This window comes from Leptospira andrefontaineae (assembly GCF_004770105.1).
GTDB lineage: Bacteria > Spirochaetota > Leptospiria > Leptospirales > Leptospiraceae > Leptospira_B > Leptospira_B andrefontaineae.
In genome coordinates this window covers 1-20970 of sequence record NZ_RQEY01000016.1, presented here as the reverse complement: position 1 = coordinate 20970, position 20970 = coordinate 1, and the positions used below count along the sequence as shown (strand labels likewise).

Sequence of the window (20970 nt, the reverse complement as noted above, 5' to 3'; positions counted from 1 at the left end):
TCAAGAAAACTATTTCACGCCGTAATAGCGTAGAATGTGCCGGAGGCTAGTCAGGTAAGAAGCTCCGAATAAATTGATATGCACAAGTACCGGATACAACTGCCAGAATTGGATTCTATCCTTTAGATTACCCGGATCATCCAAACCTGCAGTGGCCAGAATATCCTGCATCTCTTCCAGATTTAAAGGACTTCCGAATAATTGCAACATTGCAAGGTCTTGTTCCGGATGAGAATAAGCCACGGAAGGATCTATCAAATATGCAAAACCATTCTTACCTTGCAAAACGTTTCCTGACCAAAGATCTCCATGGACCATTCTAGGTTTTACATGATCCAATCCCCAATCTTCAGAAAATTTATCAAAGATCCCCTTGATTGCGGATGAGTCTTTGTCTGTCAGAAGTTTTCGAACTTGTGCAAGTTCTATCTGAGGTTTTAATCTTCTTTCCCAATAAAATTCTCTAAAGGAAGAGAACCAACCGTTGGCTTGATTCAGAGAACCAATAAAGTTATCCTTCTTCCAACCCCAGGAACCGAATTCGTTTTTGTATAAATTTTTTAAGCTGGCGATTAGGTCTTCTCTAAACCCGGCGGAAGAACCTGTTTGTACAAATTCCATTGCAAGAAGTGAAACTTTTCCGAGATGAACAGTTCCTAGATATTCCGGGACTCGAACTCCGAGTCTACAAAGTTGTTCCAAACCTTCTGCTTCGGTATCGGCCATTTCTTTTTTAGGAATGATCTTAATGGCAAGTTGAGAAGCGTCAGGCAATCTCACTTTATATAGTTCGAATAAGCTGGTAGAATGTAGGGTGATCTCCGCCCTCTTAGAGGAGGATAAAATACCAAGACGATCTAATCCGTCTCGGATCAATTCACCCATTCCTGTATTCGTGATTGCCATCATTCGCATCCTGCCTAATTCTTCGACCCTGGCTATGTATTTAAAATCGGAGATCAAACCTTCAGGATTGAAGAAAAATCAAGGATCGGTTTCCTTAATATTACAGGACGGATAAATGAAGATCTTTTCAAGGCTCGGATCCATTTTTACCTCCGTCATTTGCATTTCCCTATGTCCCTTATCGGCTCAGGAGAATGTCTGGAAGTATACTATAAGCCAGGATCTAAGCTCTAAACCCTTAGCTTACTGGGAGAAGGTTTTCAAACCAGGGACCAGCATTTCTTTTACAGGGAATTATATCAGCGCTAATGGAGAAGTTTCCGGGACTTTGGTACCTTCTACCCTTCAAATAATTGGAAAGAAGAATGAGATCCGATGGTTCCCACTCATTACTTTTCGCTCCCTTGCGATAGGGAAGAAGGTCCTAACTTCTCCCCAACTCAGAAAAACTCTCGTCCGAAATCTCGAACTCTATTTGGACAATCATTCTTTCTATTCAGGGATCCATTTGGATTTCGAAGGATTAGGCCTGGAATATTCTACTCATTATAAAGAGCTCTTGTTGGAACTCCAACCAGCCCTAAAGAAAAAAGGTAAACTTCTTACTTTAGCAATTTTTCCTCCGGAAGGATTCGATCCTAAACTATCCGGTTTTCATTCTGAAATTTATAAAGAAAATCTCGCAGATGAAATTGTGCTTATGGCTTACGATCTGCATTCCATTAAAACATCTCCGGGACCGGTGACCGAATTTAATTGGGCAAAACTAAATGTAAAATATCTTCTTAAAACATATAAACCGGAACAGATTTGGTTAGGTCTCCCTCTTTACGGTTATTATTGGAAGAAGGGTGTAAAACGTCCTAAACTTCTGACCCAATCCTCCGACAGAAACTTCGTAATCCAATACGGAAAAGAAAAAGAAGGAATTTATCTGATCAGTACTGACAAAGGAGAAGGTAGCCTTGTCCTGGATCTAAAACTCTGGGAAGAATATGCGAAAAACGTAAAGTTAAAGGGGCTCGCATTTTGGAGACTTGGGTTTTAGAATTTTATCTAAGCCCGTAAACGATTTTTACTTTATAACTTTTACCGTTTTCATCGTTAATATTACTGGTTCCCCTATACTCCATAATTCTTTTGGATTCTATATCATACACTAAATCAATCGGTTTTACGAACATGGAAAGAATAGCACTCGCTATCTTCAGTTTTAGGAACAAGGCAGGTTTACCTTTATAATCCCCTTCTTTGGTCTTTTCTACAGAGAAAAGGAACTTATCTCTTTCCGACGGAACTAAAAAGTGAAAATTTATTTTTTTGCCGGATAGTAGTTCTTCCCAATGATCGATCACGAAATAATCAAAACCTCCGTCTAGGGCGGATAAATTCCCAGTCTCTACGGTCTTTTCTTGGATTATATCCTCGAGTTTTTTGCGGGCAAATAATTTAACCGAAGTTGCGCCTTGTAATACTCCTCCTTCCAGATATCCGTCTCTATAATCCTCCAATTGAAATTCTGGAAGAATTCTATTCTTCAGAAAATTGATCTTTTTCTTTGCGAAAACTTTTCCTTCCGGATCCTTATAGATAATAATAGAACTAACGTGTTTGCCGTTTTCCCAAGTTTCCTCATGAAAATCCTTATACAGCAAATTGCCGGTTTCCAAATCGGTTGCGGTTCCGCTAAATCTGATTTTTCCTATATCGTTAGAAGCAAGAGGAAATACTAAAAACAAAAAGATCAGGACGAAAATCGAGTTATACATATGGATAAAACCACTTTAGCCGGAGCAAACTATTCTATAAAAAGGAATTTTCAGAATTTTTGCAAAAACGTAAGTTTCAGTTTGTTATTTATTATTGGAAATATATTTTATCCGTTCTAAATAGATCGGAACTATTTTATTTCCAGGCGGAATAAACAAATGAATCGAAAACTCTTTCTTCTGTTACTGATTGTAACATTCATCGGATCCTCAAACTTCTGCTCAAAAGTTTCTAAATCCAAGCCAGGTTTAGTGGTCATTTTTCTGACTGGAAAAGTAGAAGTGGAAAGAAACGGAAAACTTATCCCTCTTTCTTTAGGAAGTGTCTTACAAAAAGACGATACCATCAAAACAAATAGCGGGACCTTGGACCTACAAACAAGTTTGGGTCATGTGATCCGTTTAAAGTCTTATACAAATTTAAGTATCGATTCTCTCCATGGACAAGGTTCGGAAGAAACTTCCCTCGCAGTTAGAACAGGGCTTCTTCTTGTAAAAACGAATAAGTTAAGCCAGAAGGAACAGTTCAAAATTTCCACACCTACCGCGATCGCCGGCGTTCGAGGAACAGCATTCTCTTTTGAAGTAGTCCAAGGCACACTTCCTAAGATCAAAGTATACGAGGGAATGGTCGCTATGACCTTGAAGGCTCCCGTCAGCCAGGTAATCCAAGCGGATAAAATTGCAGAAAATCCAAACTACCAAAAACTCCAAAAGTTGTTGGAAGAAAATGAGATCGTAATCTCCGAGGAAGAAGAGGCAGAAGTTAAACCTGAATTCGACCAACTCGCTCAAACCATTTTAAATCGATTAGATGATGCAGCAGTCTCCCAAAGTATTGAAAGTTTCAGAACTGATCTAGTTCGTACTGTCCAAAAAGGGAAATTCGAAAGAGATCCTAGAGAAAGTGCTGATCTGGAAACCCTAGTAAAAGTAGATGAAGATCTTATCTCTGGAACCTTGGACAGTAAGTCCTTAGCAAAAGAAATAGAGAAGGACCAAAGTGAAAAACTGAATATTGCTCTGGATAAAGTAGAGTCAATTGCAGGTTCTCAAAAACTAGATTCTGAAGAAGAGATCAAAAAATATTACAGTGTTTTAGAATCCATTCATAAACTAGATAAAACGATATTATATGGAGCAGTGGTGACCCAGGTAGGAAATATCATGTTGGTGCACTCTACCAAAGGTATCTTCCGTTTGAATATTTCCGAAGTAGAGTATATTCAATACAAAAACTTCGACGTGGTCACTAAAAAGAAAAAGTAAACTCATAAGGCCGGTTTGTATTCTGCAAATCGGCCAAGTCCTTATTTTTTCCTTTCCATTCTCCTTCCTCTCCGGAAATTCTCTCAAAAGAACCTATGAGAAAGAAAATACTTCTGCTCGGCTCAGGTGAGCTCGGAAAAGAATTCGTAATCGCAGCCCAAAGATTAGGCCAATATGTAATTACAGTCGATAGTTATGACGGAGCACCCGCAATGCAGGTCGCTCATGAAAAAGAAGTCATCGATATGTTGGATGGAGACGCGTTAGATAGAGTCGTTGCCAAACATAAACCGGATCTGATCGTTCCGGAAATTGAAGCAATTCGAACAGAAAGATTTTACGAATACGAAAAACAAGGTTACCAAGTAGTTCCAAGTGCTAAAGCCGCAAACTTTACAATGAACCGTAAAGCGATCAGAGATCTTGCTTCTCAAACCTTAGGCTTAAAAACAGCAAAGTATAAATATGCCTCAACCTTAGAAGGATTGAAAGAAGCAATTTCGACTATTGGAATTCCTTGCGTTGTAAAACCTTTGATGTCTTCTTCCGGAAAAGGGCAGTCCGTAATTAAAACCGAGGCAGATATTGAACCTGCTTGGGTCGCTTCTCAAACCAAAGGAAGAACGGGTGCTTCCGAGATCATCGTCGAAGAATTTATCTCTTTCGAATCCGAGATCACTTTGTTAACCGTCACTCAAAAGTCGGGAAGAACCTTGTTCTGTCCTCCTATCGGTCATAGACAAGAAAGAGGAGATTACCAAGAAAGTTGGCAACCTGCCGAGATCAGCGATTCGCAACTTAAGTCCGCTCAGGAAATGGGAGAGAAGGTCACTAAAGAATTAGGCGGCGCAGGTATTTGGGGAGTAGAATTTTTCCTTACGAAAGATGATGTTTATTTTTCGGAACTTTCTCCGAGACCTCACGATACTGGAATGGTTACCTTAGCTGGCACTCAAAGTTTTAATGAATTCGAGTTACATGCTAGAACTGTTTTAGGTCTTCCTATTCCTGAAATTCTTTTGGTAAGAAGAGGAGCAAGCGCTGTTATTCTCGCTCAAACAGAAGGACAGGTCCCGAATATACAAGGACTGGATAAAGCATGTGAAATGCCTGAATCCGATCTTAGAATTTTCGGAAAACCGATCACTAAAAAATACAGAAGAATGGGAGTGGCCCTGACTTATTCAGATAAAGACGAATCCATTTCTATGCTTCGCAAAAGAGCGGTTCTCATCGCATCTAAGATCAAAGTAGATTAATAAAACGGACCCGACTAGGTCGGGTCTGGTACCATGTTTCCATAATATTGCAGAAGTTCAGGTTCTAATGCCTTGATCTGGCCGTTTTCCTTTTTGATAAATTTTCTGGAATTTAGAACCTTAAGCCCTCGGTCTAAAATTTCAGAAACATCCTTAGTCAGATAATTTCCTTTTCTAGTCAGGATCATTTCTTCGATCATCTTAGATAGATCGGAAGAACTGATTTCTCCATCTGCTTCCATTAAAAGTTTTGCAACTATATGGTTTGGAAGAATTTTATGGTGAGCCTGCCAGGATCTGGAAATCTCCATAGAAATGGAAAGAGTAGGATCATCTTCTTGAATATATCTGGAAACAGGGATCGGTTCACAAAGATCCATATACACTTCTGTTCTTTTGAATAAGAAATCCCTAAATGAAAGATGAGTGTCTTTTCCAGCAAACTCCACATCTTCCGGAACGTTCTCGTAGGAAAGAACGATAGGAACTATGATCACTTCACTTCCCGTATGTTTAAATGCATCCACAGATGTAGAGAGAATTCCCGTTTTGATCGGAATGATGCCGCCGGTTCTAGATCTGGTTCCTTCCGGATATACCAACGTAGGAATTCCAGCTTCTAACATCATTGTAGAATATTGGGTCAAACATTCTAAGTAGAGAAGGTTTCGATTTCTCTTTCGATCCACCATGTAAGCGCCCAAGGATTTTAAAACCCGGGCAAGCCCTGGAGTTCCCATTACTTTTTTATCCGCCGCATATCTTGGAACGGGAAGCCCAAGCCATCTCAAACCGAAAGCCACTTCGATAGAATCCAAATGAGATCTATGAGTTGGAGTATATAAAATATCATATCTGGAAGCGAGAGCTTTGATCTCTTTTATATTTCCGCCGATCTTAGGAAGCCCTCCTCCAGGTTTGAAACCTCCAATCGCAAAACGAGCAGGAGCAACTAAATGAATAAGAGATTCTCTAAAAAGCGGACTATATTCGTCCGCAATTTCAGAAACATAAAACTCCACCAAACGTTCTAGATTTCTGCTTTTTCCATTTTCGTACGCGACTTCTGCTTCTTTCCATAACTCAATCTCTCTTGGCAAAAGCATTAGATCCGTTCCTGCTTCAGTCTCCACAGCTTCAGAATATCTTTTTTCTAAAGACTTAACCTGGAGTCCGGACTGCTTTAAGATCCGGTCCGATAATCCAGGTTGAGAATGAACATGTCGAAGCACCCTTCTTCTTAAGGCTTGTTGGAATTCCTTCCCGGAGGCTAATGACAGACCGAATCTTTTGCGAGCTGTTCTGGAAATATTTCTGATATCATCGCTAGTAGATTTGGAAACGAATCGGATCATCTCCGTAGGAGAAACTTTTCTAGTAAGAACTTCGAAGAGCGTAGTAAAAAGTGGGAGTTCCACCTTCTTCTCTTCTGCCAGATCCAGAATGGTAGAAAGTGCATAGGCCCCTTCAACATGTGTTTCGCTCTGGCTCATTTCTTTTTGGATAAATTCTTTTGGATTTAAGAATAACTCAATTCTTTCAAGTAGATTCGGAGAGTCTTCTCCAGAGATCAATTTACGAATAAATCTTTGTCCATAAGCTCTGTTCCGACTGGATCTGGAAGTTGCGGTAGTGATCAGATCTGCTAACCCGAATTCCATCGCAGGTTTTACAGGAAGTTCCAACGCGTTTAGTAGAGTTAATATTTCTGAAAAACCTAAGCTGATCAGCTCACCTTCAAAATTGGATCCACATTCAGGAATTCCATTCACAAGCCCGCACGCGATCGCGATCGGATTTTTCATCACACCGAATAATTCTAAGGTTCTGATATCTTCAAAAGTTTTAATATGATTTCTGGGACCTGAAAAAAGATCTTCCATGACCTCGGAAGCTCTTTCACCTGTGGATGCAATCGAGAAGAAGCTATGCTTTCCTTTAGCCATCTCTGAAAGAAGGTTCGGCCCTGCCACGGCTACATACTCCATGTTCAGATTTTCTTTCATCTCCCTGACTTTGATTACATAGTCAGAGAAAGTGACTGCATTTGTCTTTCTACGAGTAGAAGTAGAAACTAAACCTTTGGTAAAAGAAATAATCGTATGTTCTTCTTGTTCAGAAAGATAAGAAGAAATCCTATCGATCACGTTTTCCTTTTGTCGGGAAGGAACTGCGATAACGATTATCCAAGAACCTTGTGATAAAAAATCGAAATCGTTTGTAACAATAATATTGTCAGCAAGGGGAACAAATTCTTCCAACAATTCTGCGGATCTATCTTTTTGAAGACGATCCGCCTTCTTCTTATCAAAGTACCAAAGAAAAAGTCTGTCGGCTCTTTCGGCTAATGATACGGAAAGATGAACTCCCATCGGCCCGCCTCCGAAGACGGCGATGTTTTTATGACGGACTCGCGTTTCTTCCAATTCGTTCATCTATTCATTCCAATTTTAATTTTTCTAACGGGATACTTTTCAATAAGACTAGAGGAAGAAAACCAATAAAATTTCTCCACTTTTACGATTGCCTTTCCTGATGAAACGGAGAGCTTAGCGGAAAGCTAATCTTGGCGACTAAATTCAGACTATTTCCCGAAATGAAAAAAAGACTCATCATACATTTTTTCTGTATTTTTCTTTTGGGATTTGTAGTGATCGATTGTTCAACTTACTGGTCTCACAGAAAAAAAGATCTTGGAGACGTTTTCACCGCAGGGATCGAATCTCCTGGTTATGGGATCGGGGTTCGTATTGGACCTCTTGCAACCGGGTTTGTTTTTCAAGGTGGGGAATCTGAGCCCGGCAAAAGAGACTTAGGAACCGGTTACGGATTAAGAGGTGGAACTTACGGGCCTTATAGATCCCAACAATTGATCTTTGGATTTTTAGGAGGGGAGAAGTTTCACTCCTTGCCTCCTAGCGAAACTCCTAAAAAAGAAGAAACAAAAAAGCCTGAACAGAATTCACAAACAGGTGATAACTTTCTATTACTCCCGGAAAACCCTGAATCAGAGCAGGACCCAAATCCAACTCCTGAACTTTCCGACGAAAGATTAAATTCTAAAAGTTACGAAATCAGATATTTACGTTTTTATAATAATCCAGTCTCTGAAAGAAGAAAGGCCAAAAAAGAAGCATTCTTTCGAAAATATTTAGAAAGTTTAGATCCCCACAAAAGGAACGAGGCGATCCAAACATTCTTAGCCCAAAATCCTAAAAATAAAGACGACTATCCTTCCGCATTTTTATTCGAAGTGGAATTGTATATTTCCATTCGATATGGAATAAGATTAGGATTTAATTTTGGGGAATTTTTAGACTTTCTCTTGGGATTTGCCGGAATCGATCTAATGGAAGACGATATCTAAAAATAAAAAAGGCCGCTGTAAATTGCGGCCCTTCTTGTAGATGTTAATCTATATTCGAATTACAGTTTGTATTCGTATTTTTTGATCACACCTTTTTTATCTACGATCACTTTGATATACTTAGTGCTGTCATCTATTCTGGAAGGTTTTTCTGCCAGAGTTTTGTAAGAATTCTTTTGATAAGTAGTGGATTCAAAATACCATTCTAAAACGGATCCGTCTTGGGTGTTCTCTTCGAAAGTAGGAGTTCCTAAAACAGCTTCTGCTTTAATTCTTTTATCTCCCTCTTTAACCATATTCGCTTCTACAACACGAATATCAGAATTCGGAACGTAAGCAGCTTCTGATTTTTTTTGATCGGAAGAACAAGCTCCGAATATAAGTACCGCAGCAAATGATATTGCGGATAATTGACGTTTCATTCTTAACTCCTTAGCGCGAGCGCTTTATTTAAAAAAAGCGGCTCTATAGTTTTCGATAAAACGGATTTGTCACGCCGAATTTCTTAATTTTTGTTCTAGGATAATAAGAAGGTCGTCCAGATCTCGTTTCAGGCCTTGTACCTTTTCGGCAGTAAGACCTGATTCTTCCAACAATCGTTCCGGAATACAAACCGCTTTTTTTTGCAATTTTTTTCCTTTTGTGGTTAGGCTAACCACAAGAGAACGTTCGTCTTGGTCGGATCTATCTCTTGTCAAAAGGCCGGAAGATTCCATTTTTTTGAGAAGAGGAGTTAGGGTCCCAGAATCCAGAAATAATTTTTCCCCTATTTCTTTTAGAGGGATTCTATCCGTTTCCCAAAGGACAAGAAGAACAAGATATTGAGGATAAGTAATATCAAATTCCTCCAAAAGCGGTCTGTATAAAGCAGTCACCGCCCTGGAAGAAGCGTAAAGTGGGAAACAGATCTGTTTCTCTAACTTTAAGGATTCGTAATTCACTTTGAAAGAAGTTCCTCGATCTGTTTATCCAGTTTTTCCGGAGGAGTCATTGGAGCGAATCTTTTGATCACATTCCCTTGTTTATCGATCAAGAATTTAGTAAAATTCCATTTAATGGATTTTCCTAAAAGCCCAGGTGCTTGTTTTTTGAGATATTGGTAAACAGGATGAGTTCCGTCTCCGTTTACTTCTATCTTTTTGAAAAGAGGAAAATTCACACCGAAGTTTACTTGGCAGAAGCTTTGGATCTCTGCGTCGCTTCCTGGCTCCTGGTGACCGAATTGGTCGCAAGGGAATCCTAATATTTCCAGACCTTTTCCTTTGTACTTATCGTACATTTCCTGAAGTCCTTTGTATTGAGGAGTAAATCCGCATTGACTAGCGGTATTGACGATCAATAGGACCTTTCCCTTATAATCTTGTAATTTCTTTTCCGATCCGTTGTTTAAAGTAGCGGTTAGTTCGTATAAATTCTGGGCCACAGGTGGGCACCTCCTAGTTACGTAGTAAATAGATTGCATACAATTTAATTTTGTTCAATCTTTTTTAGAAAAATTCTAAAAGTATACAATGAAAAAACGAAAATTTTTAAGACCGGAGTCTAACTGTAAAAATCGAATTTTAGTAAAAAGATGCGAAATAAATCCAAGGATCCGGCTCTTCCTCCAACATGATCTAAGAGGAAACAAAATGAATTTAATTTCTTTATTTCAAGGAAGAGAAGAAAGCCAGATACAAAATGTAGAATCTATTTCTGCAGATTGGGAAGAGGCAATTTTCGTATGTAGTAAATGTGCGATGAAAATCAACGGAGAAACAAACGGCAGAAAAACCCGTCTGAAATCTGAATTAAAAGATGCTCTTCGGTCAGAAGGAATCCGCGGTATTAAAGTTCTGGAAGTTTCGTGCTTAGATGTTTGCGAAAGAAATCGGATTGCAATCGGCTCCAGTGTAAATTCTAAAATAGGTAAGAATATTCTTCTATCTCCTCCCGGTATTTCCGGGAAAAAACTTCTCCCAATAATTTTGTCGGATCGATTTAAATCTTAAGAGAAAGAGAAAAGATGAACATACGATCTAGCTTGGACGTATTATTCTCATGAGGATAAATGGAATCCATTGATCTTCTGTATTGGTAAGTGAATCTCACCAAAATCGCAGGGTCCGGATGATAATCTAATGTCGCAGTCGCACCGCTGGTCTGAAAGCCGTCTTTCGTGTTAGTGACCACGATCATCTGCTCTCTATCCAGATATCTTTCTAATCGAACACCAATTCTCCAATCAGGTAAGAATCGATATGCAAACCATAAATTTCCTACATAGGTCTGTCTAAAAGCTGTTCCATCTCGACGTAAATAGATCGGACCTTCCGGAGTATAGACCAAATCTTCTCTGCTTGCTCTTTCCTGATAAGCCACATCAAAAGAAGAAGCTAATATAAGTCGTTGTGACAGTTTCCATTCTGCGATAAAATTATTATAATATCTGGTTTCTTTCGGAGTAGTAGTTGGTTGTTCATTTCCTATAAAAGTATTCCAACGGAACATCAGGTTATGAAGAGGATTCCATTCCAATCGGAAACCTCCGGAGACATCTTTATTATTGTCCGAAACTACTTGGTATCCATTATTCAAATGAAGTTGGTAAGAAAGTTTATCGGTGATCTTACCGCTCAATCTTGCTCCGGAAACGTAATAAGGTACGTAGTCCAGTGAGAATGCTCGCGTATACACAAAGTTGTCATGTGAGATCCAAGATTCGTATCCTAGATGCCCGAAATAAATTCCAGCATCCAGCCACGTGGATTTTCCTAATCGAACTCCACCGTACGCTTCTTGCATGTTTCGGATCGAAGTTTCATTAGAAGTTTTACCTGTGGTCCCTTCTCCCGAATAATTTGCGACAACCGATGTGCCGTATTGGACTGCGAATCTTCCTCTATACTTATCGGTATCTACTTTTGCATCCAGATAAGCTAGGTTGATATTGTATTCGTTCGTACGAGTTGCTTGAGTGGTATAAGATAATTCTTTGGAATCGGGGCGATTCAAACTGGCATTATAATAACCATCGATGAAAAAACCGAATTGGATCGGGATCACCATATCGTTTTTCTTTTTAAGATTCAGTTCTTCTTTTTTAAGGCCGACCTCCTCTTCTTGTTTTGTTTCCGAAGAATCTTGTGCATCAACCTTTAGATTCTCGTCCTTACTTTGGGCAATCTTGTCTTTGGGTTTATCCAATGTCTCTTGGGTCTTTAAATCTTCTGAAAAAAGCGTTCCCGAAAATGAATAAACGCAGAGTAGAAATATAAATTTGGAAAATCTGAATTTGCGAATCATAAATTTTTGATTTTTTTAGAATTATCTATCATCTACTCATTTTTAATCGAAAGATGTTTCTTAACGCGAATCTAATGAAGAAACCGCTTTTTCCTTATATAAATCCAAAATAATTATAGCGTTTTCCAGTTTGAGAACAAGAATCATACTTAGGAAAAGTGGTTTTATTACCTATCCGTAAAATGTCTAATGAAAATTAATCCAGACCGAAAGGAAGAGCATTGATGGAAGAGAAAAGTCTACTGGTTACTGCCATTATATTACTTAGCACAGCCGTTCTATGTGTTCCCGTGTTTAAAAAATTAGGGATCGGTTCGATCATAGGTTATGTCGTCGGAGGAATTCTGATCGGACCTCATGGGATCCGACTTGTGACCGGCGGAACCGAGATCATGCATTTTGCAGAATTCGGTGTAGTCCTTCTTCTTTTTTTGATCGGGTTGGAACTCAGACCCCAGACACTTTGGGTGCTCAGAAAACCGGTTTTTGGAATGGGATTGTTCCAAGTTGCAGTTTCCTCACTTTTGCTAGGTGGATTGATCGGATATCTGTTTCAATTGGGATTCATTTCTTCGATTATTTTAGGAGTGAGTTTATCACTTTCTTCCACTGCGTTTGCTCTTCAGTCTTTGGCTGAAAAAAACCAACTCAATACTTCTTATGGAAGATCCGCATTTGCAATCCTTCTCTTCCAGGATTTAGCGGTAATCCCTGTGATGGCAATTCTTCCTTTGGCTGCTTTGGAGCCCGGTCAAAGCGCTCATAATGGATTCAATTTTTATAAATTAGGAACTGCAATTGCAGCAATCCTTTTGGTAATCTTGAGCGGACGTTTTTTAATGAGGCCTCTTTTCAGAATGATAGCTGCTACCGGAAATCATGAAATTTTCGTAGCACTTTCTCTGGTGTTAGTGTTAGGAGTCTCTTTCGCAATGGAGAAGGTAGGCTTATCCATGGCACTCGGTTCTTTCTTAGGTGGTGTGTTGCTCGCAGATTCCGAATACAGACATGAGTTAGAAGCAAACCTAGAACCTTTTAAAGGATTATTATTAGGTCTATTCTTCCTTGCTGTTGGAATGTCCATGAATTTGGAAATTCTGATCAATCATCCGTTCTTGATCTTCGGCCTTGCATTCGGACTAATGTCAGTGAAAGGGATTGTCCTTTTTGTTTTAGGAAAGCTAGCGAAACTTACTTCAGATTCTTCTTCCAATCTTGCAGTTAGCATCTCCCAAGGCGGAGAATTTGCATTCGTGATCCTGAATGTAGCTGCCCAATTAAGTGTTCTTTCTAAAGAGATCACCGATTATTCTATAGTAATCGTTACTGCTTCTATGATACTCACTCCTTTTGTAGGAATTATTAAGGAAAAAGTAATAGATCCTTATTTACACGAAGAAGAAGAAAGACCGGCCGATCCTATTTACGAAAAGAACCGCGTAATCATCGCAGGTTTTGGAAGGGTAGGACAAATCATTTCCAGGATGTTATATCTCCATAAAATAAGATTCACTGCATTAGAACATAATGCAGATCAAGTAAATGCAGCCAGAAAATTCGGTCATAAGATCTACTATGGAGATGCAAGTAGATTAGATCTTTTAACTGCAGCAGGAGCGGCTCATGCAGAGATACTTGTACTTGCAATCCAAGATGCAGAGTTATCCGTAAAGATCGCAAAGATGGCTAAGGAGAATTTCCCGAACTTAAGAATTATCGCAAGAGCAAGAAACAGATCCCACTTCTTCGATCTGATGGAACTGGGGATTGAAACGATACGAAGAGACACATTTGCTTCTTCTTTAGAGCTTGCAGAAGAAACTTTAAAAGATCTGGGATTTTTACCTTCGGAAGTAAAATACTTCATCCAAAAGTTCAGAGACTATGATGAGAAAATGGTCGAAGACCAATTCAAACTCAGACATAACGAAAAAGAACTCATTGCTTATTCCAAAAATGCGGTTCGTCAATTAGAAGAAGCTTTTGCTGCGGATATGCTTCAAAAGGAAGCTTCTTAAGGACAAGGATCCCGATAAGCATCCAAACTTTGATTTTTCAAAAAACCGGATAAACGAAGAGAGATCGACTGAGAACAGAAATCGTTCTTGGTCGTTCCATTTTCCACATATTCTATCTGAAAAACTGCAGAACCTTTATTTGGAAATGCTTCTTCTAAATTGCACCAGCCGCCGTCGTAACAACTTTCAGTAATAGCCCAATCAAAGTTTCGGATCAAATATGGAATTTGATCCGGATCATTTTTCAAACCTACTGACATTCCTCTAAAATGTGCTAAGTCGCTGACCCAGCGATTAAATCTGATCTGGTCATCTGCACTCAATGGAAAACCGGTATCGTTTTGATATCCGTCTAGGTTGTCAGGATCGATTGCATCACAACCTTTTGCTTTCGCCTTATCAAATCTTGCGGAAAATATCGGATTCAAAAGATCAATACGCCTTATATCCAACCATTGTTCGTCTGGATAACCACTATAAACATTTCCTAATATTTCCGGCGGGAATTTAGAAGCATCCGATCTATAGTTTTCATAAGAACCCACATCTATATAACAAATCACCTTTTTACCGGCAGCATGTAATCTTTGGATCACTGTCGGATCGGAATCAGTGAGATCTGAATCTATATCGAATACTTGTGCATCCACAGATTCATCTAAGGTATCTGAAAATTGGATTTGGAAAGTAGTCCCAGGAGAAGGGATCCAAACTCTAGTTAAAAGAAATAATAAAATAGAATCTCTTTCTCCATTCGAATGATGTTTGCAAGAGCTCAAAGAAAGGGAGAAGGCCAGAAGTACGAAAGAAAAAGTCCGAAAAGAGAACATCGTTATAACCGGAAGTCCCAGCTATAACGATTAGAGGATAAGATCCCTGAAATTACTTCCAGAATTTAAGATCAGAAATATGAAAAATGATCAAAGATCATCCGCTGGATTAGAAGTCGCAGGCTTTTTAATACCTACCAATAAACTGGAGAACTCCGAAGCCTTCCATACACCTTTAGCATTTCTTTTTACAGTCACAGGCCTCGGAGTATCAGCTCCGGAAGAAGGAAGAAATAATTTCTTCTGTCCAGACTCCTCTGTTCCACTGAATCTATTCGAAGTTAGTGTAAAATTGTACGGAGGGTTAGAAGGTTTATAACCGTTTTGGAAAGAAGAACCAGGAAGATAAGAACCGATCAAATAAGGATGTTGTTCCAACTGTCTTTTCACTAAATCGATGGTATTCCGATTGATATTGAAACCTTTGTATCCGTTGGGAGAAGTATCCGAGATGAGAGAGTTAGCATCAAGACAGATGATTAACGCCTTCTTACCTTCTTCCGCATTTTTGGAATAAATAGAAAGCGCAGCCAAAAGAACGATAACCGCTCCTTGAGAAGTACTTGCATTCGTATCTCTAAATGATTCGAAAGAAGAAAAATCAGCAGGCCAAGAATTTGCAGTTACAGTATAGGTTTCGTTTTGAGCAGACAAAGTCACTGCAAACAATAAAATCAAAAGAATAGAAACGTATTTTAGAATTCGATCCATAATTCTCCACCAATACAAAGAATGAGGTCAGATTTAAACACGAAGTAAAAACAAGTCCAGAAAAAACTTTCTGACAAAATGAGATTTAGAAATTCTATGTTGTTTATCATAGTAGGCGAGATCATTCCGGAAACTCATAAGAAAGGATTCCACGACTTCTCTGCTTTGACGCTAATCTTTGGGTTTGTGTTTATGATGTATTTAGATACGATCTTTGGGTGAGGTGAAAGGTTGACTCGACCTCTACGCAATTTTGTTTTGATTGAAAAGGGAAATTTTTGCGGGCAGAGGGACTCGAACCCTCACTAGAAGCTTGGAAGGCTACGGTGCTAGCCATTACACCATGCCCGCGATAGACAAAAGTCAGTTTTTGGTTGGTGGGCGAGATGTCAATCGAAAAGAATGTTTTTTAAGTATGTGGGAATCCGAGCTTCAAAATTGGGAAAATATCCTTCCGGCGTTCAAAGCCTATCGGGATGAATTTCGTAATATTTATCATCTTAGAAACATTGGAAGTGTATTGCATTGGGATATGGAAATCGGCATCCCAAGTGATGGTTTAGCTGAAAGAGGTGACCAACTTAGTTTTCTTTCCGGGTTGGCTCATAAATCTTTTATCGGTGATTCATTTCGTAGTTTAGCGGAGAAAGCCAGGGAAGAAAATTCCCGCAACGATCTTCCAGGCAAATCACTTAGAGAAAGAGAGCTATATTTATTATTCAAAGATCTGGATCGTTCTTCTTGTTTACCCATCTCTTGGGTGGAAGAATTTTCCAAAGTCACAAGCCAGGCTCATTCTATTTGGGTAGATGCAAGAAAGAAGAATGATGCTTCTTCTTTCTTTCCTGTTTTGCAAAAGATAGTAGATCTAGTTTTTCAAAAGGCCGACTATTTCGGTTATTCTACGGAAGCGTATGACGCTCTTTTAGATGAATATGAACCGGAAGCAAAAGCAGCAGATTTAGAAATTCTATTTGCAGATCTTAGAAAATCTTTAGTACCTTTGATTGCAAAGGCAAAAGATGCAAGCTTTCCTTTTCAGGGAAGTTTTCCGATCGAGTCACAAATTCCTTTTAATACAAGTCTTCCTGTTCTTTTAGGTTTGCCTGAGTCTGGATTTCGTTTAGATTCAAGTGCTCATCCGTTCTCCACTTCTTTAGGTTCTTTTGACAAAAGGATCACCACTCGTTATGAAAAATCCGACCCTCTTTCTTCCGTGTATTCGGTTTTGCATGAAACTGGTCACGCTTTGTATGAAGCGGGGATCTCTTTGATTGTAGGAGGTCCCTCTCCTTTAAAAGATTCTGTTTCTTTAGGTGTTCACGAATCCCAGAGCCGCCTTTGGGAAAATCAGGTGGGAAGATCCAAAGAATTTTGGGAAGGGATCTATCCATTATTTCTGAAGAACTTAGGTATTTCAGAATCTTCTCTTCCTTTTTCTAAACTTTATTCTTTTGTGAATAAATCCAATCCATCTTTGATCCGAGTAGAAGCAGACCAGATCACTTATAATCTACATGTGATCCTAAGATTCCAGATCGAAAGAGCGATCTTCAAAAAGGAACTTTTATTAAAAGATCTTTCAGGCGCATGGAAAGATGGAATGAAATCTTTATTAGGTGTGGTTGTTCCGGACGACTCTAAAGGTTTTTTACAGGATGTTCATTGGAGCGGAGGAGCCTTCGGTTATTTTCCTACTTACTCTTTGGGAAATATTTACGCGGCCCAACTCTATTCTGCCTTCTTGAAACAGAATCCCAAGTTTAAGGATGAATTGAAAAACAGAGAAACTTCTTCTCTCCTTAATTGGCTTAGAAAACATGTTCACAGTAAGGGTAGAAGTTTGGAAGCAAAGGAACTGATCCGACAAGCAACCGGAGAAGAGCCGAATTCCAAATACTTAGTGGAATATCTGGATTCTAAGATCAAAGAACAGGAGTCAATATGAGCGGAGAAGATAAGGAAGAATTAACTCTAAAGTCCTTCGAAGAATTATCCTTCTTTGATAATCTCGCATTGTTTTATTTATGCAATGAAACTCCTCCTCAAACCTTGGCTCTTGCATTCTTAGTGGGAGATAAAAAAGTTTGCGGTTCCATGTTAGGAGTTATGGATGCAAAACGTAGAGCTTTCGTTCACGAATTAATGTCCAAACAAAATGATGTTCCGGACGAAAAGAAACATGCGGCAGCTCAAGGCCTACTCATCATTGCCGATGGATTGATCCAAAGGAACCTGATCCGCAAACAAGGAAAATTTTATTTCGGAACAGAAAGAGGTTAGTTCTTCTATTTTAAAGATCTTTTATCTAGGAGTATAATAGATCACTGCAACTCCGAAGAGCGCTATCAAGGATCCGATAATATCGTATCTATCCGGTTGGAATCCATCCATCTTCCAAGCCCAAAGCAAAGACATTACGATAAAAAATCCACCGTAGGTAGCATACACTCTTCCAAAGGAAGAAGATTGTAAAGCGGCAACTACTCCATACAAGGCCAAGATCAATCCCCCCGCAATCAGATAGATTACTGATTTGGATTCTTTGTACCAAAGCCATACAAGATACCCACCGCCTATCTCGCAGAGACCTGCGAACAGAAAGATCAATACTGATTTAAAATATTCCATTATGATTTCCTTTTTAGACGATAGGTTCGGATCCGTAGTATCTTAGATTAAAGGACGACTAAACATCGCATTTACAAAAACTGCTCCTACTAGGATTGCATAACCTATAGATACAATTCTAACACTTAAAGAATTCCAACTTTGTTTAATTGCTAAGAAAGCAAACAAAGGTAGAACTTGCAAAGCATGAATTCCGACAAAATGTGCAATACGAATATCTCCGCCGTTCTTGCTCCAATTTACAAGAGGCAATCCGGGGCCACCATCTGGAACTCCTACAGCATGAGCGAGCCTTTGAGATATAATAAACCCAATGATAGAAGCGATCGCTAATATCCAAAGAGAAAATCTAATCGAGATCAAAATCCTAGGATCAAATTTTGAACTTAAAAGTTTAAATTTCCGATCCATTAAGATTGGCACTACCATCATAGGAAAAATAAAAAGCCCCATAATCCCATAGATCACCGAATTTAGAATGGTAGAATTATTAAAGTGGGATTGTACACCTCTACCCGCTTGAAAAGTGATCAGTATTAACTCTACCGAGAGAGCGATCACGAAATACTTCTCCATTCTATCTCTAAAAACAGGAAAATCGTTAAGCTGATCCAAAAACCAGGCCATTGTCCAAAGAAAGATCCCAATCGAAACTGCAAACTTGATTGGTTTGATCCAAGTGTTGATTCCCATAACGGTCCTTGGATCGAGTTGGGAAAGAAGAAGATAGACTGGTATTAAAAGTAAAGATACCAACCCAGTATAAAAACTTAGGCTTCTATTCTTTCTTAAAGAATAGAAAAAACCTTCCGACTGAGAATGATTCGGATATATGATATTAGATGCTTGCATGGCTTCCTCCTTTTCTCCAACGAACGATCTGAAATAATAGATAACCGATTGGTCCGAACATCAACGTGAAAAACAAACAAGGGATGAGTATCCATCTGGAAATCCCTAAAACTTCTGCTTCTTTCGTTTCCCAAATTCCGACAAATAAGTCGAATGCAAGATAGTGAACCCATCCTGCGAGCAATACCCAAGGATTAGCGAAAAGTTTGGTCACACCTTCCAGAGATCCGAAATCGAATCCTCCTCTTGCATATAATGCAAGTATCAACAAATACAATCCGGAAAGGATCAAAGGCCAAACCCCGTTCCTTATCAATAATTTGGTTACTCTGGCATTTGGAAGACCAGCGAGTAATAGCCAGCCTATAATCGCAAAATTGCTGGCCAGTTTAAATGTTAGTTCTGGAGTCATAAAACCTCTTAATTTCCCGATCTGATCCGGGATTTACTTGAAAAATCTATTATTGGTCCGAGAATGTTACTATTGGTAACACCAAATGTTACCAACGTCAACATTTTTTAGGAAATTTTTTATGCCCGCAAAGAAAAAAATGAAAAAACCGGAAGGTTCTTATCACCATGGGAATCTGGCGGAGACCCTAAAAACACTGGCCCTAAAACGTCTAGAAATAAGTAAAGATTCAGCGTTTACGATTAGGGAGATCGCAAGAGAAGCAGGAGTCAGTCATGCCGCTGCTTATAGACATTTCCCTTCTCATAGGGACCTTCTCGCAGAAATTTCAAAAGATGGATTTATAAAGATCACTGAAGAATTTACTAAAGCGGAGAATGCTTCTTCTCCATCTGATCCATTCGATCGATTGAGAAGACTTGGCATTGCTTATATTTCTTTTTGTTTGGAAAATGTTGGTTATTATAGAGCAATGTGGCATATAGATCTTGGACCAGTGGGTGACTTAGAAGATCTAACGAAGGCAGGTAAAAATTCTTTTTTAAAACTTTGGGAAACAGTTCTTATTTGTGAATCTCAAAAGATCAATAAATTCGAAGCAAGAGAAATAGCAACCGCTGCCTGGTCCTTGGTTCATGGTTATTCAGTTCTGCTCAACGAATGCCAACTGAATAATCCTGTATTACAAATTGATAAGAATAACGCTTTGCAAGCTGCAGAGAAGGTATTACAAATTTTGGATTCAGGTCTGAAGAATAAATCTTACAAGTAAAACTTCTACTCTAAATAAAAGGTTCCCTTCATATAAAGTTTGCAGTTTCCTCCGATGCGAACTCTTTCTTCTCTGTCCTCGCAAACCAAATGTCCCCCTCTTGCAGAAGCTTGGTAGGCATTCAGTTCCTTCTTCCCAAATTTTTCCGACCAATAGGGGATCAATGTACAATGAGAAGAACCGGTCACTGGATCTTCTGGAACTCCTTTGGCAGGAGCGAAAAATCTGGAAACAAAATCGTAGGACTTCCCACTGTCTGCGGGCGCAGTCACAATCGCGGCAAAGAATGGAAGATTTTTCAGAGCTTCATGATTCGGAATTAAATTTCGCACATCCGATTCTTTTTCAAAAACGAATAGGATATCTCGAGCTTTTAAAATCTCTTTTGCTTTTATATTAAAACAAGAAGCCACATCATTCGGAGAATATTCGGTCTTTACAGGAGGCCTCGCAGGAAAATCCAAATAGTATTTTCCATTCTCCCGAAACACTTCCAAGAGCCCGCTCTTAGTATGGAATTTTAAAGAAGAAACATCCGATTTATTTTCCAACACTTCGTAGATCGCAAATGCAGTAGCTAAAGTTGCATGACCGCAAAGATCGACTTCTACACCGGGAGTAAACCATCTCAGATCATATTCTCCTTTTTCTTTTCTGGGTCGAAAGAATGCAGTCTCTGATAAATTATTCTCCGATGCTAACTCGATGAGTTTTAGGTCCGGTAGCCATTCTCCTTCCCAGGGAACAACTGCTGCAGGATTTCCTTTGAATAAGGAATCTGTAAATGCATCGATTTGGAAAATCGTATATTCGGTTTTCATTTATTTCTCCGAAGGTATAATTTCAAAATTCTTAAACGAGATCAGTTTAACTGTTTTTAGACAAAAGA

23 protein-coding genes and 1 tRNA gene are annotated in these 20970 nt (G+C 39.1%); 10 read left to right on the top strand and 14 right to left on the bottom strand.

Translation table 11 applies throughout. The annotated features are described in order from the left end of the window. Positions 1 to 9: 9 nt before the first annotated feature. A complete protein-coding gene (locus EHO65_RS10075; RefSeq protein WP_135774492.1) occupies positions 10 to 906 on the bottom strand; it encodes a fructosamine kinase family protein in 897 nt (298 codons plus the stop codon). Between the two features lie 115 nt (positions 907 to 1021). Between EHO65_RS10075 and EHO65_RS10070 the strand changes: the two genes are divergently transcribed. After that, on the top strand, positions 1022 to 1954 hold the full coding sequence (locus EHO65_RS10070) for a glycosyl hydrolase family 18 protein (RefSeq protein ID WP_135773967.1): 933 nt from the start codon (positions 1022 to 1024) through the stop codon (positions 1952 to 1954). A gap of 4 nt (positions 1955 to 1958) precedes the next feature. Here EHO65_RS10070 and EHO65_RS10065 read toward each other — a convergent pair whose 3' ends face one another. After that, positions 1959 to 2675, bottom strand: coding sequence for a hypothetical protein (locus EHO65_RS10065; protein ID WP_135773966.1), 717 nt, complete (start codon positions 2673 to 2675; stop codon positions 1959 to 1961). A gap of 159 nt (positions 2676 to 2834) precedes the next feature. On the opposite strand from EHO65_RS10065, the gene EHO65_RS10060 reads away from it, so the two are divergent. Both EHO65_RS10060 and purT read left to right on the top strand, forming a co-directional pair. Continuing rightward, positions 2835 to 3944, top strand: a complete 1110-nt coding sequence (locus EHO65_RS10060) for a FecR family protein (protein ID WP_135773965.1) — start codon at positions 2835 to 2837, stop codon at positions 3942 to 3944. 95 nt (positions 3945 to 4039) lie between these two features. Further along, entirely contained in the window at positions 4040 to 5203 is a 1164-nt protein-coding gene (gene purT, locus EHO65_RS10055) for a formate-dependent phosphoribosylglycinamide formyltransferase (protein ID WP_135773964.1), read from the top strand. A gap of 14 nt (positions 5204 to 5217) precedes the next feature. Here purT and EHO65_RS10050 read toward each other — a convergent pair whose 3' ends face one another. Continuing rightward, a complete protein-coding gene (locus tag EHO65_RS10050; RefSeq protein WP_135773963.1) occupies positions 5218 to 7638 on the bottom strand; it encodes a 1-acyl-sn-glycerol-3-phosphate acyltransferase in 2421 nt (806 codons plus the stop codon). Positions 7639 to 7799: 161 nt separating this feature from the next. Between EHO65_RS10050 and EHO65_RS10045 the strand changes: the two genes are divergently transcribed. Further along, positions 7800 to 8570, top strand: coding sequence for an LIC13411 family adhesin (locus EHO65_RS10045; protein ID WP_208744060.1), 771 nt, complete (start codon positions 7800 to 7802; stop codon positions 8568 to 8570). Positions 8571 to 8629: 59 nt separating this feature from the next. On the opposite strand, the gene EHO65_RS10040 is transcribed toward EHO65_RS10045, so the two are convergent. From EHO65_RS10040 to EHO65_RS10030, 3 genes are all read right to left on the bottom strand, one after another. Continuing rightward, a complete protein-coding gene (locus EHO65_RS10040) occupies positions 8630 to 8992 on the bottom strand; it encodes an LIC13410 family lipoprotein (RefSeq protein WP_135614497.1) in 363 nt (120 codons plus the stop codon). Positions 8993 to 9061: 69 nt separating this feature from the next. Further along, positions 9062 to 9511, bottom strand: a complete 450-nt coding sequence (locus EHO65_RS10035; protein ID WP_135773961.1) for a MarR family winged helix-turn-helix transcriptional regulator — start codon at positions 9509 to 9511, stop codon at positions 9062 to 9064. Further along, a complete protein-coding gene (locus EHO65_RS10030; RefSeq protein ID WP_086447482.1) occupies positions 9508 to 9993 on the bottom strand; it encodes a glutathione peroxidase in 486 nt (161 codons plus the stop codon). The genes EHO65_RS10035 and EHO65_RS10030 overlap by 4 nt, the downstream gene beginning before the upstream one ends. Positions 9994 to 10201: 208 nt before the next feature. On the opposite strand from EHO65_RS10030, the gene EHO65_RS10025 reads away from it, so the two are divergent. Next, positions 10202 to 10561, top strand: a complete 360-nt coding sequence (locus tag EHO65_RS10025; protein WP_135773960.1) for a hypothetical protein — start codon at positions 10202 to 10204, stop codon at positions 10559 to 10561. On the opposite strand, the gene EHO65_RS10020 is transcribed toward EHO65_RS10025, so the two are convergent. Next, positions 10551 to 11855 carry a porin gene (locus tag EHO65_RS10020; RefSeq protein WP_135773959.1) on the bottom strand — a complete coding sequence of 435 codons (1305 nt, stop codon included), beginning with the start codon at positions 11853 to 11855 and terminating at the stop codon, positions 10551 to 10553. The genes EHO65_RS10025 and EHO65_RS10020 overlap by 11 nt on opposite strands. A gap of 224 nt (positions 11856 to 12079) precedes the next feature. On the opposite strand from EHO65_RS10020, the gene EHO65_RS10015 reads away from it, so the two are divergent. Further along, positions 12080 to 13873, top strand: a complete 1794-nt coding sequence (locus EHO65_RS10015; protein WP_135773958.1) for a monovalent cation:proton antiporter-2 (CPA2) family protein — start codon at positions 12080 to 12082, stop codon at positions 13871 to 13873. Here the strand turns inward: EHO65_RS10015 and EHO65_RS10010 are convergent. Then, on the bottom strand, positions 13870 to 14703 hold the full coding sequence (locus EHO65_RS10010; protein WP_135773957.1) for an endo alpha-1,4 polygalactosaminidase: 834 nt from the start codon (positions 14701 to 14703) through the stop codon (positions 13870 to 13872). The two genes, EHO65_RS10015 and EHO65_RS10010, sit on opposite strands and share 4 nt — an antisense overlap. A gap of 90 nt (positions 14704 to 14793) precedes the next feature. Beyond that, positions 14794 to 15414: a DUF6935 domain-containing protein gene (locus EHO65_RS10005; protein ID WP_135773956.1), complete on the bottom strand. Its 621-nt coding sequence runs from the start codon at positions 15412 to 15414 to the stop codon at positions 14794 to 14796. A 78-nt stretch (positions 15415 to 15492) separates the two neighbouring features. On the opposite strand from EHO65_RS10005, the gene EHO65_RS10000 reads away from it, so the two are divergent. Further along, a complete protein-coding gene (locus tag EHO65_RS10000) occupies positions 15493 to 15636 on the top strand; it encodes a zinc permease (protein ID WP_135773955.1) in 144 nt (47 codons plus the stop codon). 57 nt (positions 15637 to 15693) lie between these two features. Here the strand turns inward: EHO65_RS10000 and EHO65_RS09995 are convergent. Next, positions 15694 to 15765, bottom strand: a tRNA-Gly gene (locus EHO65_RS09995). A 64-nt stretch (positions 15766 to 15829) separates the two neighbouring features. Between EHO65_RS09995 and EHO65_RS09990 the strand changes: the two genes are divergently transcribed. Then, on the top strand, positions 15830 to 17362 hold the full coding sequence (locus tag EHO65_RS09990; protein ID WP_167482027.1) for a carboxypeptidase M32: 1533 nt from the start codon (positions 15830 to 15832) through the stop codon (positions 17360 to 17362). Continuing rightward, complete coding sequence (locus EHO65_RS19910) at positions 17359 to 17697, top strand: hypothetical protein (RefSeq protein WP_167482022.1); 339 nt, start codon at positions 17359 to 17361, stop codon at positions 17695 to 17697. Before EHO65_RS09990 ends, EHO65_RS19910 begins: the two co-directional genes overlap by 4 nt. Before the next feature lie 21 nt (positions 17698 to 17718). On the opposite strand, the gene EHO65_RS09985 is transcribed toward EHO65_RS19910, so the two are convergent. Genes EHO65_RS09985 through EHO65_RS09975 form a run of 3 tightly spaced genes read right to left on the bottom strand, consistent with a single transcriptional unit; the run spans position 17719 to position 19309 of the window. Then, positions 17719 to 18045, bottom strand: a complete 327-nt coding sequence (locus EHO65_RS09985; protein WP_135773954.1) for a YnfA family protein — start codon at positions 18043 to 18045, stop codon at positions 17719 to 17721. A gap of 42 nt (positions 18046 to 18087) precedes the next feature. Then, a complete protein-coding gene (locus tag EHO65_RS09980) occupies positions 18088 to 18897 on the bottom strand; it encodes a hypothetical protein (RefSeq protein WP_135773953.1) in 810 nt (269 codons plus the stop codon). Further along, positions 18884 to 19309 carry an ABA4-like family protein gene (locus tag EHO65_RS09975; protein WP_135773952.1) on the bottom strand — a complete coding sequence of 142 codons (426 nt, stop codon included), beginning with the start codon at positions 19307 to 19309 and terminating at the stop codon, positions 18884 to 18886. Before EHO65_RS09975 ends, EHO65_RS09980 begins: the two co-directional genes overlap by 14 nt. Positions 19310 to 19430: 121 nt before the next feature. Between EHO65_RS09975 and EHO65_RS09970 the strand changes: the two genes are divergently transcribed. Then, positions 19431 to 20081: a TetR/AcrR family transcriptional regulator gene (locus EHO65_RS09970; protein ID WP_135773951.1), complete on the top strand. Its 651-nt coding sequence runs from the start codon at positions 19431 to 19433 to the stop codon at positions 20079 to 20081. A gap of 5 nt (positions 20082 to 20086) precedes the next feature. Here EHO65_RS09970 and EHO65_RS09965 read toward each other — a convergent pair whose 3' ends face one another. Then, positions 20087 to 20902, bottom strand: a complete 816-nt coding sequence (locus tag EHO65_RS09965; RefSeq protein ID WP_135773950.1) for a PhzF family phenazine biosynthesis protein — start codon at positions 20900 to 20902, stop codon at positions 20087 to 20089. Positions 20903 to 20970 lie beyond the last annotated feature (68 nt).

Coding starts and splice junctions, on each gene's coding strand:
- EHO65_RS10075 (WP_135774492.1), bottom strand. CDS start 906: ATGGCAATCACGAATACAGGAATGGGTGAATTGATCCGAGACGGATTA.
- EHO65_RS10070 (WP_135773967.1), top strand. CDS start 1,022: ATGAAGATCTTTTCAAGGCTCGGATCCATTTTTACCTCCGTCATTTGC.
- EHO65_RS10065 (WP_135773966.1), bottom strand. CDS start 2,675: ATGTATAACTCGATTTTCGTCCTGATCTTTTTGTTTTTAGTATTTCCT.
- EHO65_RS10060 (WP_135773965.1), top strand. CDS start 2,835: ATGAATCGAAAACTCTTTCTTCTGTTACTGATTGTAACATTCATCGGA.
- purT (WP_135773964.1), top strand. CDS start 4,040: ATGAGAAAGAAAATACTTCTGCTCGGCTCAGGTGAGCTCGGAAAAGAA.
- EHO65_RS10050 (WP_135773963.1), bottom strand. CDS start 7,638: ATGAACGAATTGGAAGAAACGCGAGTCCGTCATAAAAACATCGCCGTC.
- EHO65_RS10045 (WP_208744060.1), top strand. CDS start 7,800: ATGAAAAAAAGACTCATCATACATTTTTTCTGTATTTTTCTTTTGGGA.
- EHO65_RS10040 (WP_135614497.1), bottom strand. CDS start 8,992: ATGAAACGTCAATTATCCGCAATATCATTTGCTGCGGTACTTATATTC.
- EHO65_RS10025 (WP_135773960.1), top strand. CDS start 10,202: ATGAATTTAATTTCTTTATTTCAAGGAAGAGAAGAAAGCCAGATACAA.
- EHO65_RS10020 (WP_135773959.1), bottom strand. CDS start 11,855: ATGATTCGCAAATTCAGATTTTCCAAATTTATATTTCTACTCTGCGTT.
- EHO65_RS10015 (WP_135773958.1), top strand. CDS start 12,080: ATGGAAGAGAAAAGTCTACTGGTTACTGCCATTATATTACTTAGCACA.
- EHO65_RS10010 (WP_135773957.1), bottom strand. CDS start 14,703: ATGTTCTCTTTTCGGACTTTTTCTTTCGTACTTCTGGCCTTCTCCCTT.
- EHO65_RS10005 (WP_135773956.1), bottom strand. CDS start 15,414: ATGGATCGAATTCTAAAATACGTTTCTATTCTTTTGATTTTATTGTTT.
- EHO65_RS10000 (WP_135773955.1), top strand. CDS start 15,493: ATGAGATTTAGAAATTCTATGTTGTTTATCATAGTAGGCGAGATCATT.
- EHO65_RS09990 (WP_167482027.1), top strand. CDS start 15,830: ATGTGGGAATCCGAGCTTCAAAATTGGGAAAATATCCTTCCGGCGTTC.
- EHO65_RS19910 (WP_167482022.1), top strand. CDS start 17,359: ATGAGCGGAGAAGATAAGGAAGAATTAACTCTAAAGTCCTTCGAAGAA.
- EHO65_RS09985 (WP_135773954.1), bottom strand. CDS start 18,045: ATGGAATATTTTAAATCAGTATTGATCTTTCTGTTCGCAGGTCTCTGC.
- EHO65_RS09980 (WP_135773953.1), bottom strand. CDS start 18,897: ATGCAAGCATCTAATATCATATATCCGAATCATTCTCAGTCGGAAGGT.
- EHO65_RS09975 (WP_135773952.1), bottom strand. CDS start 19,309: ATGACTCCAGAACTAACATTTAAACTGGCCAGCAATTTTGCGATTATA.
- EHO65_RS09970 (WP_135773951.1), top strand. CDS start 19,431: ATGCCCGCAAAGAAAAAAATGAAAAAACCGGAAGGTTCTTATCACCAT.
- EHO65_RS09965 (WP_135773950.1), bottom strand. CDS start 20,902: ATGAAAACCGAATATACGATTTTCCAAATCGATGCATTTACAGATTCC.